Below are 14,159 nucleotides of genomic sequence, written 5' to 3' on the forward strand. Positions count from 1 at the left end.
GGGCCGGGCAGGTGCCGGTGCCCCCGGCGGGGTTCGAACCCGCACTGGACCGGGTTTAAGCCGGTTGCCTCTGCCGGTTGGGCTACGGGGGCCGTGCGCGCCCATCCTGCCAGCCGGGGCGCGCGGTCAGGCGGACACCGGCACGCGGTCGCCGGGCCGGCCGGCCGCCGCACGCCCGTCGGACCGGAGCAGCGCGAGGCCGGACGCACGAGACCTCCGCACCCGTGCCGGGTGCGGAGGTCTCGGCACTGCGCCTGCCGCGTCAGGCCTTCTTCGGATCGCCCGTCCCCGCGGGGTCGGACGCGGGCGAGCCGGCCGTCGTGAGCGCCGACGCCGCCCCGGGCGGGTTCTCGTCCGCCCGGCCTGCCGACGTCACCGCGGCAGCGTCTGGCCCACCGGTGTCCGCCGCGTGCTCGGGCGAGGAGTCGCGCTTCGTGGCCGCGTTGCCGCCCTCGGCGCCGCCCGCCTTCGGCTTGGGCGGCGCGGACGCCGCCTTGAACTCGGCTCGCGGGTCCTGCAGCGCGCCGAGCGCGACGACCTCACGGCGCAGCAGGAGCGACCCCGTCCACCCGGCCATGATGCGAATCTTGCGGTTCACGGTCGGCATCGCGAACACGTGGTACGTGCGGTGCAGCACCCAGGCCGGGAAGCCGCGCACCTTGACCTTGCCGAACATCTGGGCGACGCCCTTGTACATGCCGAGCGACGCGACCGCGCCGACGTTGCGGTGCTTGTACTCGGTCACGGGCGCCGAGCTCAGCACGCGGGCGAGGTTGTCGCCGAGGTGGTTGCCCTCACGCAGCGCGTGCTGGGCGTTCGGCGGGCAGAAGTTGCCCGGGTTGTACAGGTCGGGCACCGCGGCACAGTCGCCGGCGGCGTACGCGTCGGGGATGACGTTCCCCTCGGCGTCGGCCACCTGGAGCGTCGGCAGGCAGATGACGCGGCCCATCTTGTCGAGCGGGAGGTCCGAGTTCTGCAGCACCGGGTTCGCCTTGACGCCCGCGGTCCACACGATGGTCTCCGAGTCGAACTCGGTGCCGTCCGAGAGGACCACGTGGCCGTCGACGCACGAGCTCAGGAACGTCGAGAGGTAGATCTCGATGTCGCGCTTGCGGAGCTGCTCGAGCGTGTAGACGCCGAGCTCTTCGCTGACCTCGGGGAGGATGCGCGGCGAGCCCTCGACGAGCACGAACCGCAGCTCCTCCTGCTCGATCGCGCCGTAGTACCGGACGGCCGCGCGCGCCATGTCCTCGACCTCGGCGAGCGCCTCGACTCCGGCGAACCCACCGCCGACGAACGTGAACGTGAGCATCTTCTTGCGCAGGTCCGGGTCCCACGTGCTCGCCGCGAGGTCGATTCGGCCGAGGACGTGGTTGCGGACCGCGATGGCCTCCTCGACGTTCTTGAAGCCGATGGCCTCGTCCGCGAGCCCGGGGATGGGCAGCGTGCGCGCGACCGAGCCGAGGCCGACGACGAGGTGGTCGTACGTGATCCAGTACGAGTCGCCCTCGGCCGGGGTGATCTGCACGGTGCGGTCCGCGTGCCGGATCTCCGTGACCTTGCCCTGCAGCACGTCGACGTGCTTGAAGGCGCGGCGGTGGGGTGCGACGACGTTGCGCGGGTCGATGCTGCCGGCCGCGGCCTCGGGCAGGAACGGCGCGTAGGTCATGTAGGGACGCGGGTCGACGACGACGATGGCCGCCTCGCGCTTGCCGAGCCGCTTGCGCAGCCGGCGGGCCGCGTACAGGCCGACGGTGCCGCCGCCGAGGACGACGACGCGGGGGACCTTGCGGGGCTTCCCGCGCTGCCCCGTGTGGGCGCTGTCGGGGCCTGTGCGAGGCCCGCTGTCCACCGTGGTCGAGGCATCCTGAGACATGGAATCACGGTAACGCCGCCCGTTGGCCGCAGCGAGCGCGCGGCCCGTGATCCTGGGCACAGCGCCCGGTCGTGCGGACCGCTCGGGGCACCCTCGGGGCGCGTTCGACGGCACCGCACGTCAGCTCCCCGGTCGCGCGGCCGCCCCGTGCGTCAGGGCTGCGCCGGGCGCTCGCCGGCGGCCGTGGGGTCGGGACCGGCGGCGGTCCCGACGGGGGTCCGGACCGCGCCGTCGCCCGCGTCGGGAGCGGGCGGCGCCGTGGGCGACGGCTCCGGGGTCGACCGGGTCGCGGTCCCCGGCGCGCCGTCGTCGGCCCCGGGCAGCACGAGGGACGGCGCCTTGGCGAACGGCAGCGGCGGCGTGCGGCTGTCACCGGCGAGCACGTGCCCCTCCTCCTCGTCCCACTCGAACTCGCTGCTCGGAGCCCCGGTGAGCGGGAAGACGTTCCAGCGCTGGCGCCCGTCGACGTCCGCGACCGGCACGAAGGACCACGGCTCGCGCACGCCGGGCAGCGCCCACTCGGCCTCGCCGTCGTCGAACGTGGTGCGCACGGCACGGCCGCGGTCGTCGTAGATCTGGACGTCGCCGAGCGGGTTGCCCTGCGCGTCGTACACGAACAGGTTGCTCACCGGCATGCCGTCGACCACGACGCCGTCCTGCGGCACGGTCACGCCCGGCAGCGTCTGGGTCTCGTAGACGACATGGACGCGCTCGGTGTCCGCGCTCACGGTGCCGACCACGGGGAGGGCGGCGAGCACGGCGACGACCGTCGCCGCCCCGCGGACCCACCGGCCGGCGGCACCGGGCTGCCACAACCCGCGGCCCCACTGCACGCTCACCACGGTCAGCGCGGCGAGCGCGACCCAGCCGCCGAACGACCGGGGCATCCACACGAGCTCCGACCCCGTGAGGACCCCGCGCAGGACCTGGTAGAGCACCCACGCGCGGGCGAACCACGCGAGCGGCCGCACGCTGCGGGCGAACTCCTCGAACGGGTCCCACCACGGCTGCGGGCGCAGCACCGCGAGGGCGCGGTCGACCTGCTCGCGCGCGAACCGCCCCGGACCCACGAGCGCCTGGCGCACGGGACCGACCGGCGCACCGGGCTCGGGCAGGCCCGCGGACGTGCGCAGCTCGGCGGCGTACGCCCGCGGGTCGCCGAACCGCGCGACGAGGTCGTGCTCGGCGGCGCCCACCCCCGCTCCGCGCGCGTCGTGGTCGGCGAGCGCGTCGGCGAGGTCGGCCTCGAGGCCGTCCGTCAGGTCGTCGACCTGCTCGGTCGTGAGCCCCGCGAGATGGCGGCGCACCGCCGCCGCGTAGCCGGCGACGTCAGCCGCGTGGGTCCCCGTGCTGGTGCTCATCGCACACCCTCCGTCGTGAGCAGGCGCGACATGGTCCGCGCGAACTCGTGCCAGTCCTTGCGCTGCGCGTCGAGCATCGCCCGGCCCTGAGCGTTGATGCCGTAGTACTTGCGGTGCGGGCCCTCGTCGCTCGGCACGACGTAGGACGTCAGCGCGCCCGACGAGTAGAGCCGGCGCAGCGTCCCGTACACCGACGCGTCGCCCACCTCCTCGAGCCCCGCGGCGCGCAGCCGGCGGACGACGTCGTAGCCGTAGCCGTCCTCCTCGGCGACGACGGCGAGCACCGCGACGTCGAGGACCCCCTTGAGCAGCTGCGTCGTGTCCATCGCCGTCCTTCCCGGTCGCGAGGCGGGCGTCCCGCTCCCGCAGTCGGCACAGTACTCCAGACTGCGCGGTACCGGCCACGATGCGCTACCTCGGGCGTGTCGGGCTCCGGCGGGGGCCCGGCGACCGCGCTCCGGGCAGACGGCTCGGGCTCAGCCCGCTCCCGGCGCACGGCCCCCGCGCAGCCGGCTCCCGGCCACACCGCTCCCGCACAGCCGGCTCCCGGCGCGCGGTCCCGCGCAGGCCGAGGCCCCCGGAGGTCGGCCCGGGTGCTCAGCGCCTGGGCGACTCGGCGCCGGTCAGCGCTCCGCGGCGCTCCACGCGATGCCGTCGAGGATGTCGTGCTCGGAGGTCACCACGTGCGTGAGCTCTCCCCCGGCCGCCGCGACGTCGTCGCGCACGCGGGCGACCACGTCGTGCCACACGAGCGCCCCGGCGCCGATGACGTCGACCCGGCCCGGGTGCATGAACCCGAGCGCCGCCCGCGACGCCCGGTCGCGCGCGAGCAGGTCGTCGCACGCCGCGAGGACCTGGTCGATCGGCAGCACCGACCCATCGATCCGGGCGGGGTCGTACGCGGGCAGGCCGAGCGCGTGGGCGGTCACGGTCGTCACCGAGCCGGCGAGGCCGACGAGGGTGACCGCCTTGCCGAGCGGGACGACGCCCGCGGCGACGTCGAGCGCGGCCGCGACGTCGGCCCGCGCCGCCGCGACCTCGGCGCCCGTCGGGGGGTCGCTGCGCAGGTGGCGCTCCGTGAGCCGGACGCAGCCCACGTCCATCGAGTACGCGGCCTCGGGAGCGTCGGTCCCGAGCACGAGCTCGGTCGAGCCGCCGCCGAGGTCGACGACGAGGAACGGTCCCGGGTGCAGGCCCGCGAGCACGCCCGTCGCCCCGCGGAACGACAGGGCCGCCTCCTCCTCGCCCTCGACGACCTCCGGCTCGACGCCCAGCGCGTCACGCACGCCGTCGACGAAGTCCGCGCGGTTCTCTGCGTCGCGCGATGCCGACGTCGCCACGAAGCGGATCCGCTCGACACCGAGCCCGTCGCACACCGCGCCGTAGCGCCGGGCCGCGTCGAGCGTGCGCGCGAGCGCCTCCGGGGCGATCCGGCCCGTGCGGTCGACCCCCTGGCCGAGGCGGACGACCTCCATGCGGCGGTCGAGGTCCGTGAGGGTCCCCGCCTCGACGTCGACGTCCGCGACGAGGAGTCGGATCGAGTTGGTCCCGCAGTCGATGGCTGCCACACGCGTCATGGCGGCATCCTCGCACCCGACGCCGCCGAGCGCCGCGCCCGCTCAGCAGGTGCAGCGGTCGGGACGCCACACGTCGCGGAGCATCACGAGCACCTCGTCGCCGACCGGGTTGACGCCCGGCCCGGCCGCGAGCGCGTGCCCGACGAGGACGTGCAGGCACTTCACCCGGGTCGGCATGCCGCCGGCGGAGACGCCCGCGATCTCGGGCACCTCGCCGAGCGCCTCCCGGTCGCGCAGGTACGCCTCGTGCGCGCCGCGGTAGGCGCGCGCGAGCTCGTCGTCCTCCGTGAGGCGCGCCGTCAGCTCCTTCATCAGGCCGCTCGCCTCGAGCGTGGAGACGGCCGCGACCGCCGGCGGGCAGGTCAGGTAGTACGTCGTCGGGAACGGCGTGCCGTCGTCCAGGCGCGGCGCGGTCCGCACGACGAGCGGGCGCCCGCACACGCAGCGCGCCGCGATGCCGACGACCCCGCGCGGCGGGCGGCCGAGCTGCTCGGCGAGCACCGCGACGTCGGCCTCGGACACCTCCGGCGCGTCGGCGCGCGCACGCGGCACGTCCGCGGCGGGAGGCGGGACGTCGCTCGGGTCGACGGTGCCGGCGACGGGGTTCTCGCTCACGGGACGTCCGTTCGGGCTCGCCCCCGCTCGGCGAGGGTCGGTGGTCAGGGGGTCGGGGCCGGCTCGTCGCCGGCCGGCGCCTGCCCATTGTCCCCCGGCGCGGGCTGCTCCCCGTCCGCCTCCGGCTCGAGCGCGGCCTCCCCGGCGATCCGCACCGAGTCCCACACCACCGAGTACCAGGGCTGCGTCGAGTCGTCGCCGAGCACCGGCCCGCTGCCCTGCGCCGGGATCTCGGGAGCGGTCGGCTCGGGCACGACCTCCGGGTCGCGCACGCGGTAGGCCGTCTCGCCCGGCAGCACGAACGCGAGCCGGTCGCGCGCCTGCGCGATCACGTACTGCTCGTCGTCCCACCGCGCGAGGTCCGCCTCGAGGTCCTCGTTGCGCTGACGCGCCTCGGCGACCTTGACGTGCAGCTGCTCGAGCTCGACGCGCTGCGCGAGGTAGGAGCGCAGGGTCGGGAAGACGAGGATGAACGCGAGCAGGCTCACGACGCCGAGCACCATGACGCGCACCGTGAACAGCCGCGGCACGCGCACCTGGACGCTCTCCGTGCGGGGCACCCCGCGGGGCGGCGTGGACGCACCGCGCGACGCAGGACGCGCGCCGGACGGGCGGGTCGCCGCGCGCGGCGCGACGGGAGTCGACCCGGTGCGCGGCACGGGTGGGCGTCCGCTCACGACGCGGTTCGCCCCCGTGCGCGGGCCGCTGGGGCGCGACGCGGCTCCCCCGGCCCGCGGACCGGCGCCCTTGCCCGGGCTGGGCGAGGCAGGGCGGCGCGGGGACATGTGTCGATTGTGCCCCGGGCCGGGCTGCACGCACCGCAGGCGGGCCGCTCGCCGTGTCCGTCACCCGTCCGTGGGAGACGAGCCGACGCCGGACGTGCCGGGTCCCGGCACGCCGGAGGCCGGCGACCACGTGGGTCGCCGGCCTCCGGGTGCCGCGGCGTCAGGCGCTCACGCGCGCTGCCGCCTCAGGCGCAGGGCTCAGGCCTGCTTCCAGCGCGGGAACGCGCTCGCGCCGGCGTAGCGGCCGGCGTCGTCCAGCTCCTCCTCGATGCGGAGCAGCTGGTTGTACTTGTTGATCCGCTCGCCGCGCGCCGGGGCGCCCGTCTTGATCTGGCCGGCGTTCGTCGCGACGGACAGGTCGGCGATCGTCGTGTCCTCGGTCTCGCCGGAGCGGTGCGAGGTCATCGTCGTGAAGCCGTTGCGCTGCGCGAGCGTCACGGCGTCGAGCGTCTCGGTGAGCGTGCCGATCTGGTTCAGCTTGACCAGCAGCGAGTTCGCCGAGCGGAGCTCGATGCCCTTCGCCAGGCGCGTCGGGTTGGTGACGAACAGGTCGTCGCCGACGATCTGCACCTTGTCGCCGACCTCGCGCATGAGCTGGGCCCAGGCGTCCCACTCGTCCTCCGACAGCGGGTCCTCGATCGAGACCAGCGGGTAGTCCGAGACGAGCTGCTTGTAGTACGCGATGATCTCGTCGGTGCCGGTCGCCTTGCCCTCGAACTGGTAGGCGCCGTCCTTGAAGAACTCGGTCGCGGCGACGTCGAGCGCGAGGCCGACGTCCTTGCCCGGGACGAAGCCGGCCTTCTCGATGGCCGTGATGATCAGGTCGAGCGCCGCGCGGTTGCTCGACAGGTTCGGGGCGAAGCCGCCCTCGTCGCCGAGGCCCGTCGCGAGGCCCTCGCTCTTGAGCACCGACTTGAGCGAGTGGTAGATCTCCGTGCCGGTGCGCAGCGCCTCACGGAACGTGCCCTGGCCGATGGGCGCGACCATGAACTCCTGGATGTCGACGTTGGAGTCGGCGTGCGACCCACCGTTGAGGATGTTCATCATCGGGACCGGCAGGACGTGCGCGTTCGGGCCGCCGACGTAGCGGAAGAGCGGCAGGTCGACCGAGTCGGCCGCGGCCTTCGCGACCGCGAGCGAGACGCCGAGGATCGCGTTGGCGCCGAGCTTGCCCTTGTTGGGCGTGCCGTCCAGGTCGATGAGGGCCTGGTCGACGAGGCGCTGCTCGGTGGCCTCGAAGCCGATGAGCTCGGGCGCGATGTCGTCGATCACGGCGTTGACCGCGTCCTCGACACCCTTGCCCAGGTAGCGGTCCTTGACGCCGTCACGGCGCTCGACGGCCTCGAACGCCCCGGTGGACGCACCCGAGGGCACGGCAGCGCGGGCGATGGTGCCGTCGTCGAGAGCGACCTCGACCTCGACAGTGGGGTTGCCGCGAGAATCCAGGATCTCGCGGGCGCCGACGGCCTCGATGCTGGCCATGGGTGCTCCTTCGACAGACGGGTGGGTTTGCTCCCTCAGCCTAGTGCCGTCCTGACGGACCCGTGGTGGGACCTTTGACGGGTGGACACCCGGGGGCCTCGTCGGACGCGTCGAACCCCCGCCGGGAGGGGTCCGGGCGGGGGTTCGACGGGGTTTCGACGGGACAGCGACGCGCCTGGTGCCGATCAGGGCGCGCGTCGCGGGGTCACCCGACGTACGACTTGACCCCCGCGAGGATCTGCGCGAGGCCCTTCTTGGCGTCCGCGAGCAGCATGCTCGTCTTCGGGTCGCCGTAGAGCTCGTTGTCGAGCCCCGCGTACCCGTGCCCGAGCGAGCGCTTGATCACGACGATCGAGCGGGCGTGGTCGACGTCGAGGATCGGCATCCCGGAGATCGCGTTGCCCGGCCGGCGCGCCGCGGGGTTCGTGACGTCGTTCGCTCCCACGACGAGCGCGACGTCGGCCGTCTCGAACTCCGGGTTGACCTCGTCCATCTCGAGCAGCTGCGGGTAGGGCACGTCGGCCTCGGCGAGCAGCACGTTCATGTGCCCGGGCATGCGCCCCGCGACGGGGTGCACCGCGTAGTACACGGTGATGCCGCGGTCGGTGAGGAGCTGGCCGAGCTCGCCGCACTCGCGCTGCGCCTGGGCGGCGGCGAGGCCGTAGCCCGGGACGATGATGACCTTGCGGGCGTACGCGAGCTGGATCGCGACGTCCTCCGCTCCCACGCGGCGCACCTCGAGACCCTGCAGGCCGGCGGCCGTGTCGCCGCCCGCGAGCGTGTCGCCCGTCCCGAACCCGCCGACCATGATGGAGAGCACCGAGCGGTTCATCGCCTCGGCCATCTGCTGCGTGAGGATCGCGCCGCTCGCCCCGACGAGGGCTCCGGCGATGATCATGATCTGGTTGTCGACGACGAAGCCCGCCATCGCGACGGCGAGCCCGGTGAAGGCGTTGAGCAGCGAGACGACGACGGGCATGTCGGCGCCGCCGATCGGCAGCACCATGAGCACCCCGAAGGCGAGCGCCGCGAGCACGACGACCCACAGCAGCCACGCGCTCGGGCTCACCACGACCACGACCCCGCCGACGACGGCCGCCGCGGCCGACACGATGCTCGCGAGCCGGGAGCCGGGGAACGCGAGGGGCGCCCCCGAGACCCAGCCCTGCAGCTTCCCCGCCGCGACCAGCGACCCGGAGAACGTGACCGCGCCGATGACCACGTCGAGCACGACGGGCACGGACACCCCGGCGGTCAGCGCGCCGTCACCGTGCAGCCGCTGGAAGTCGACGATCGCGACGACCGCGGCCGCCCCGCCGCCCACCGCGTTGAACACCGACACGAGCTGCGGCATCGCCGTCATCTGCACGCGGCGCGCACCGACGAGCCCGCCGAGCGCCCCGACGACCGCCCCTGCCAGCAGCGCGACACCCGCGAGCGGGACGACCCCGCCGTGCTCGCCGGCGCCCGCGAGCAGCAGGACGACGGTCGCGAGCACGGCCGCGGCCATGCCCGACGCCGAGAGCAGGTTGCCGCGCCGCGCGGTCGCCGGGGACCGCATGAGGTGCAGGCCGAGCACGAACGTCACGGCGGCGCCGAGGTAGACGACGCGCACGACGGTGTCCAGCAGGGGAAGCGCCTCGCCGCTCATCGCGCCGCTCCGTCCTCGGTCGGGGCGGCGTCCGCCGCGGCTGCGGCCGGCCGGGGCCGGGCCTTGAACATCTCGAGCATCCGGTCGGTCACGACATAGCCGCCGACGACGTTCATCGCGGCGAACGCGGCCGCGACGAAGGTCAGGACGTACGCGAGCGGGTCGTCGGCGACGGCCGCGACGAGGATCGCGCCCACGAGCACGACGCCGTGGATCGAGTTCGCGCCGGACATCATCGGGGTGTGCAGCGTGGCGGGGATCTTGCTGATGACCTCGAAGCCGACGAGCAGCGCGAGGACGAACAGGGCCAGGTTGCTGAGCAGCTCGGCGCTCATCTCACTCCCCTTCCGGGAGGCTCGCGGGGGTGGTCGGGGCGGGGCCCTGCGTCGCGGCCCGGAGGTCGGCGGGCGCCGCGGGCCGGACCCAGACGGCGCCCACGACCTCGTCCTGCGGGTCGAGCGCGAGCGCGCCGTCCCGCACCACGGCCGCGAGGAGCGCGGTGACGTTGCGCGCGTAGGCCGCCGACGCGCCGGTCGGCATCTGCGCCGGCAGGTCGCCCGCCCCGATGACCGTGACGCCGCCCTCGGTCAGGACCCGCTGCCCGGGGACCGAGCCGTCGACGTTGCCGCCGAGCGGCCCGGACGCGAGGTCGACGACGACCGAGCCCGGCCTCATCGCCGCGAGCGTCTCGGCCGTGACCAGCACGGGCGGGCGCCCGCCGGGCACCTGCGCCGTCGTGATCACCACGTCGAACGTGCGGATCTGCTGCCCGAGCTCGGCCTGCTGGAGCGCCTGCTCCTCGGGGGTGAGCGCCCGGGCGTAGCCGCCCTCGCCCGCACCCGCCGTCACGGACGTGCGCAGGAAGCCGGCGCCGAGCGACGTGACCTCCTCCCGGGCCGCGGGCCGGACGTCGTAGCCGCTGACCTGCGCGCCGAGCCGGCGTGCGGTCCCGATCGCCTGCAGGCCGGCCACGCCGGCGCCGAGCACGAGCACCGTCGCGGGCCGTGCGGTCCCGGCGGCCGTGATCATCATCGGCACGTACCGCCCGAACGCCTCGGCCGCGACGAGCGCCGCGCGGTAGCCGGCGACGGACGCCTGCGAGCTCAGCGCGTCCATGGTCTGCGCCCGCGAGAGGGTGCGCGGGAGGAGGTCGAGCGACAGCACGACGACCCCGCGGGCGGCGAGCTCGTCGAGCCCCGCCCGGGCGTCACCGCGCGCGTCGAGCAGCCCGATCAGCACCTGCCCGGGCCGCAGCCGGTCGAGCACCGTGGGCTCGGGGCGACGCACCGCGAGGAGGACGTCGGCGGCCGCGAGCACGGCGTCGAGCGTGTCGACCTTGGCGCCGGCGGCGACGTACGCGTCGTCGGGGTGGAACGCCCGCGCCCCTGCTCCGGACTCCAGGAGCACCTCGTAGCCGTCCGCGACGAGCCGGGCCACCACCTCGGGGACGAGCGCGACGCGCTGCTCCCCCGCCGCGCGCTCCACGAGCGCCGCCACCGTCAGTGCCGTCGTCATGCGACCTCGCTCTCGCCCGTGCGGGCCGCTGCGCCTGTGCGCCGCGGCGGCCTCGCTGCCGTCCTCCTACGGTGACATCGTGGCGCTCCGCGCGTCGCGCGACCCCGGACCTCCGTCCCGGGCAAGCGCTTCCCTACTGCTCGGCGGAAGAGCGCTCGATCTGCTGCACCTGCTGCTCGACGCCGCGGACGGCTGCCCGCAGCGCCGACTCGGCGTCGACGCCCAGCTCGTCGGCCGTCGCGACGACCTCGAGCAGCCGGCGCCCCACCTCCGCCTCCTGCCACCCGGCCGCGGCCGGGTCCGCCGGCGACGTGACCTGGGCGTCGGAGCGCCAGCCGGTCGCCGCCGCTCCCGTGAGCTCCAGGCCGGCCCTGCGCGCCCGGCCGAGCACCTTCTGGCCCCGGGCGAGCGCCCCGAGCGCGAGCGGGACGCCGTCGAGCACCGACGTCCGCTGCTTCTCCGCGCGCTTGATCCGGTCCCACTGCACGTGGAGGTCACCGACGGGTGCGGTGGCGTCCGCGCCGGCCGCGTACGCTGCCCGCTCCGGGCCGCGGCCGTCGGCACCGGCCGCGGGAGCGGCGTCCGCGCCCCCTCCGTCCGCCCGGGCCCCGGCGTCCGGGCCGTCGGTGCCCACCGCGCCGTCCGCGCCGAACACGTGCGGGTGCCGCCGCACGAGCTTGGCGGTGATCCCGCGCGCGACGTCGTCCAGGTCGAACGGCTCGGTCGGGTGCTCCTGCGCGATGCGCGCGTGGAAGACGACCTGGAGCAGGAGGTCACCGAGCTCCTCGCGCAGGTCCGCGCGGTCGCCCGCCTCGATCGCCTCCGCGACCTCGTAGGCCTCCTCGAGCGCGTACGGCACGAGGCTCGCGTGGGTCTGCTGCGCGTCCCACGGGCACCCGCCCGGCGAGCGGAGCCGGTCCATCGTCGCGACGAGGTCGCGCACGCCGTCGCCCGGCCGGCCGGGACCCGCGGCGGTCACTCGACCGCGGTCTCGTCGTCGCTCGTCACGAGCCACGGCCGGTCGACCGCGACGAGCTCGTTGCCCTCGTCGACGGTGCCGAACCGCGGGCTGACCTCGACGTCGAGCTCGCTGAGCTCGAGCTGCAGGTCGGGGATGAGCGTCTGCGCGTCGGGGAGCCCCGTGAGCTGCTCCCAGACGAGCAGGTACCGCGACACCGAGACCGCCGGCTCGCCGAACTCCTCCGTCGGCACCTCGAGCTGGGCCGCCGCGTCGGTCAGCTGGGCGCGCGCCGCCTGGTCGGACACCGCGACCCCGTGCTCCTGGGCGAAGGCGCGGATCGTCGGCTCCTGGACGAGCACCGCGAGCACGTTCTCGGACGTCGCGCCCTCGAAGAACGGGGAGAGCTGCGCGACGGCCGTGTGCACGTCCTCGACGGCGATGACCCGGCCGTCGACGACCGCCGCGGCCCCCGGCTGCCCGGTGCACCCCGCGAGGGTCACCGCGGCCACGAGCCCCAGCACCGCGCCCGTGCGCAGCCGTGCACGCCGGCGCGTGCCGGGCCGCCGGCCTGCGTGCTCGTCCGGAACCGTCGTCACCGTCGTCACCCTGGGACCTCCCGCGTCGTCGCTCGTGGATCGGGGCCCATCGTAGGCGCACGCCTCACGTCCGGGCTGACGCCGCCCGCCGCTCGTCCGCGGCGAGACCGGGGTGCACGCGCACGCAGTCCCGGCCGCCGTGCTTGGCGTCGTAGAGGGCGGAGTCCGCCGCGTCGACGAGCATGTCGGGGGCCCCGGTCGGGGACCGGGTCGCCGCGACGCCGATGCTGACCGTGCGCGCGCGGGGGGCACCGTCCGCCGACGCGCACGCGGGCGGTTCGGCGCACCGCGCGCGGACCGTCTCGGCGACGGATGCCGCCGCCGCGGTGTCGGCGCCGGGGAGCACGACGAGGAACTCCTCACCGCCCCAGCGCCCGACGAGGGCGTCCTCGGGCGTGACCTCGCACAGCAGCCGCGCGAGCTGCACGAGCACCTCGTCCCCGGCGCGGTGACCCCACCGGTCGTTCACCTGCTTGAAGTGGTCGACGTCGACCATGAGCACCGCGACCGACCCGCCCGGCCCCACCGACGCGGCCGGCCCGTGCGACGCGGCCATCGCCTCCGCGAGGCCGACCATGAGGCGGCGGCGGTTCAGCAGCCCCGTCAGCGGGTCGCGCGACGCCTGCTCGGCCAGGTCCGCCCGGAGCACCTCGATCGTCCGCAGCTGCTCCCCCAGGCGCTCGTTCGCCGCCGCGAGCTCCCGGCGCTGCTCGTTGGCCTCCGTGACGTCGCGGCCCACGAGCACGACGCCGAGGTCCACCCCGCGGTTGTCCACCAGGCGCGACGAGCTCAGCTGCAGCTCGACCGTGCGGTCGTGACCGTGGACCACACGGTCCACGTCCCCGGACCCGGCGAGCAGGTCGCTCACGTCGAAGCCCCCGAGCGCCGACGACGCCGACGACCCGAGCAGCGTCGCGGGCCCCCCGGGGTTCATCGACCGGACGAACCGGTCCGCCGCGGGGTTGACGTCGAGGATCCGCCCGTCCGGGCTGACGACGATGACGTACTCGCCGATGCGGTCCACGACGAGGGCGCGCGCCACCGGGGCGAACGCGATGAGGTCCTGCCGGAAGATCGCCCAGGCCATGATCGCGCCGGTCGCGGCGAACCCGAGGGGAGTCGGCTGCGTGAGGCCCGGGAGCGCGTCGAAGACGCTCAGCACGTTCACGGCCACCGGCACGAGCGACGCGAGCAGGACGCTGAGGTACTGGCGCCGGAAGACCTGCGGCGCCTTCCACCACCCGACCGCGAGCGTGACCATGCCGACGAGCAGCAGCCCGTAGCTGTACGCGGTGTGCACCCAGAAGGCCGGCCCGTGCTCCCACAGCTGCGGCGTCGCGAGCTCACCCGTGCCGGGGCCGTGGTAGAGCAGGCGGTGCCACGGGTTCGTCGCGGCGACTGCGGTCACGAGCACCGGCTCGACCGCTAGCAGCGCGAGCAGCCGCCGGCTCGGGGACCAGTCGCCGGTAGCGACGCTGCGCGCGAGGACCGTGAACGCGAGGACGAGGAGCCCGATGCCCGGGTACACCGCGAGGCTGGCCACCGCGCTGACGGCGTCACCGGCGCCACCGGCCTGGAGCGCCGCGACGACGGACCACCAGCCGGCGCCGACCGCGACCGCCGCGAGGGACGTCGCCGTCACCGCCCGCCCGACGCGGTTGCGCCACGCGTAGACCGCGACGGTGGTGCACAGGATCGCCGACGCGACGTACACGGACGCGACGAGCGGACCCATGCCCA

At 75.3% G+C, this 14,159-nt stretch carries 13 protein-coding genes and 1 tRNA gene; all 14 read right to left on the minus strand.

All coding sequences use genetic code 11. The features are described from left to right. Nucleotides 1-18 precede the first annotated feature (18 nt). The 14 genes from NXY84_RS15995 to NXY84_RS16060 all read right to left on the minus strand — a co-directional run bounded on the left by NXY84_RS15995 (nt 19) and on the right by NXY84_RS16060 (nt 14,154). Nucleotides 19-92 (minus strand) — tRNA-Leu (locus NXY84_RS15995). A 170-nt stretch (nt 93-262) separates the two neighbouring features. Next, complete coding sequence (locus NXY84_RS16000) at nt 263-1,876, minus strand: NAD(P)/FAD-dependent oxidoreductase (protein ID WP_258724038.1); 1,614 nt, start codon at nt 1,874-1,876, stop codon at nt 263-265. A gap of 152 nt (nt 1,877-2,028) precedes the next feature. After that, a complete protein-coding gene (locus NXY84_RS16005; RefSeq protein WP_258724039.1) occupies nt 2,029-3,237 on the minus strand; it encodes an HAAS signaling domain-containing protein in 1,209 nt (402 codons plus the stop codon). After that, entirely contained in the window at nt 3,234-3,563 is a 330-nt protein-coding gene (locus NXY84_RS16010; protein WP_258724040.1) for a PadR family transcriptional regulator, read from the minus strand. The genes NXY84_RS16005 and NXY84_RS16010 overlap by 4 nt, the downstream gene beginning before the upstream one ends. Nucleotides 3,564-3,860: 297 nt before the next feature. After that, nucleotides 3,861-4,814, minus strand: coding sequence for an exopolyphosphatase (locus NXY84_RS16015; RefSeq protein WP_258724041.1), 954 nt, complete (start codon nt 4,812-4,814; stop codon nt 3,861-3,863). 42 nt (nt 4,815-4,856) lie between these two features. Continuing rightward, on the minus strand, nt 4,857-5,366 hold the full coding sequence (locus tag NXY84_RS16020; RefSeq protein ID WP_258727246.1) for a DUF501 domain-containing protein: 510 nt from the start codon (nt 5,364-5,366) through the stop codon (nt 4,857-4,859). Nucleotides 5,367-5,473: 107 nt separating this feature from the next. Then, nucleotides 5,474-5,989 carry an FtsB family cell division protein gene (locus NXY84_RS16025; RefSeq protein ID WP_258724042.1) on the minus strand — a complete coding sequence of 172 codons (516 nt, stop codon included), beginning with the start codon at nt 5,987-5,989 and terminating at the stop codon, nt 5,474-5,476. 423 nt (nt 5,990-6,412) lie between these two features. Then, nucleotides 6,413-7,696, minus strand: a complete 1,284-nt coding sequence (gene eno, locus NXY84_RS16030) for a phosphopyruvate hydratase (protein ID WP_258724043.1) — start codon at nt 7,694-7,696, stop codon at nt 6,413-6,415. Between the two features lie 205 nt (nt 7,697-7,901). Next, nucleotides 7,902-9,347 carry an NAD(P)(+) transhydrogenase (Re/Si-specific) subunit beta gene (locus NXY84_RS16035; protein ID WP_258724044.1) on the minus strand — a complete coding sequence of 482 codons (1,446 nt, stop codon included), beginning with the start codon at nt 9,345-9,347 and terminating at the stop codon, nt 7,902-7,904. Next, entirely contained in the window at nt 9,344-9,682 is a 339-nt protein-coding gene (locus NXY84_RS16040) for an NAD(P) transhydrogenase subunit alpha (RefSeq protein ID WP_258724045.1), read from the minus strand. The genes NXY84_RS16035 and NXY84_RS16040 overlap by 4 nt, the downstream gene beginning before the upstream one ends. A gap of 1 nt (nt 9,683) precedes the next feature. Further along, nucleotides 9,684-10,862, minus strand: coding sequence for an NAD(P) transhydrogenase subunit alpha (locus NXY84_RS16045; RefSeq protein WP_258724046.1), 1,179 nt, complete (start codon nt 10,860-10,862; stop codon nt 9,684-9,686). A gap of 133 nt (nt 10,863-10,995) precedes the next feature. Then, a complete protein-coding gene (locus NXY84_RS16050; RefSeq protein WP_258724047.1) occupies nt 10,996-11,841 on the minus strand; it encodes a MazG family protein in 846 nt (281 codons plus the stop codon). Then, nucleotides 11,838-12,419 carry a SurA N-terminal domain-containing protein gene (locus NXY84_RS16055; protein ID WP_258724048.1) on the minus strand — a complete coding sequence of 194 codons (582 nt, stop codon included), beginning with the start codon at nt 12,417-12,419 and terminating at the stop codon, nt 11,838-11,840. The genes NXY84_RS16050 and NXY84_RS16055 overlap by 4 nt, the downstream gene beginning before the upstream one ends. Nucleotides 12,420-12,483: 64 nt before the next feature. After that, complete coding sequence (locus NXY84_RS16060; RefSeq protein WP_258724049.1) at nt 12,484-14,154, minus strand: histidine kinase N-terminal 7TM domain-containing protein; 1,671 nt, start codon at nt 14,152-14,154, stop codon at nt 12,484-12,486. Between the last annotated feature and the right edge of the window lie 5 nt (nt 14,155-14,159).

The organism is Cellulomonas sp. NS3 (genome assembly GCF_024757985.1).
In the GTDB taxonomy this organism is placed as follows: Bacteria; Actinomycetota; Actinomycetes; order Actinomycetales; family Cellulomonadaceae; genus Cellulomonas_A.

Bases quoted from the DNA above. Each gene is read 5' to 3' on its own strand.
- NXY84_RS16005 (WP_258724039.1), bottom strand. From the start codon at position 3,237: ATGAGCACCAGCACGGGGACCCACGCGGCTGACGTCGCCGGCTACGCG.
- NXY84_RS16000 (WP_258724038.1), bottom strand. From the start codon at position 1,876: ATGTCTCAGGATGCCTCGACCACGGTGGACAGCGGGCCTCGCACAGGC.
- NXY84_RS16015 (WP_258724041.1), bottom strand. From the start codon at position 4,814: ATGACGCGTGTGGCAGCCATCGACTGCGGGACCAACTCGATCCGACTC.
- eno (WP_258724043.1), bottom strand. From the start codon at position 7,696: ATGGCCAGCATCGAGGCCGTCGGCGCCCGCGAGATCCTGGATTCTCGC.
- NXY84_RS16045 (WP_258724046.1), bottom strand. From the start codon at position 10,862: ATGACGACGGCACTGACGGTGGCGGCGCTCGTGGAGCGCGCGGCGGGG.
- NXY84_RS16040 (WP_258724045.1), bottom strand. From the start codon at position 9,682: ATGAGCGCCGAGCTGCTCAGCAACCTGGCCCTGTTCGTCCTCGCGCTG.
- NXY84_RS16035 (WP_258724044.1), bottom strand. From the start codon at position 9,347: ATGAGCGGCGAGGCGCTTCCCCTGCTGGACACCGTCGTGCGCGTCGTC.
- NXY84_RS16060 (WP_258724049.1), bottom strand. From the start codon at position 14,154: ATGGGTCCGCTCGTCGCGTCCGTGTACGTCGCGTCGGCGATCCTGTGC.
- NXY84_RS16010 (WP_258724040.1), bottom strand. From the start codon at position 3,563: ATGGACACGACGCAGCTGCTCAAGGGGGTCCTCGACGTCGCGGTGCTC.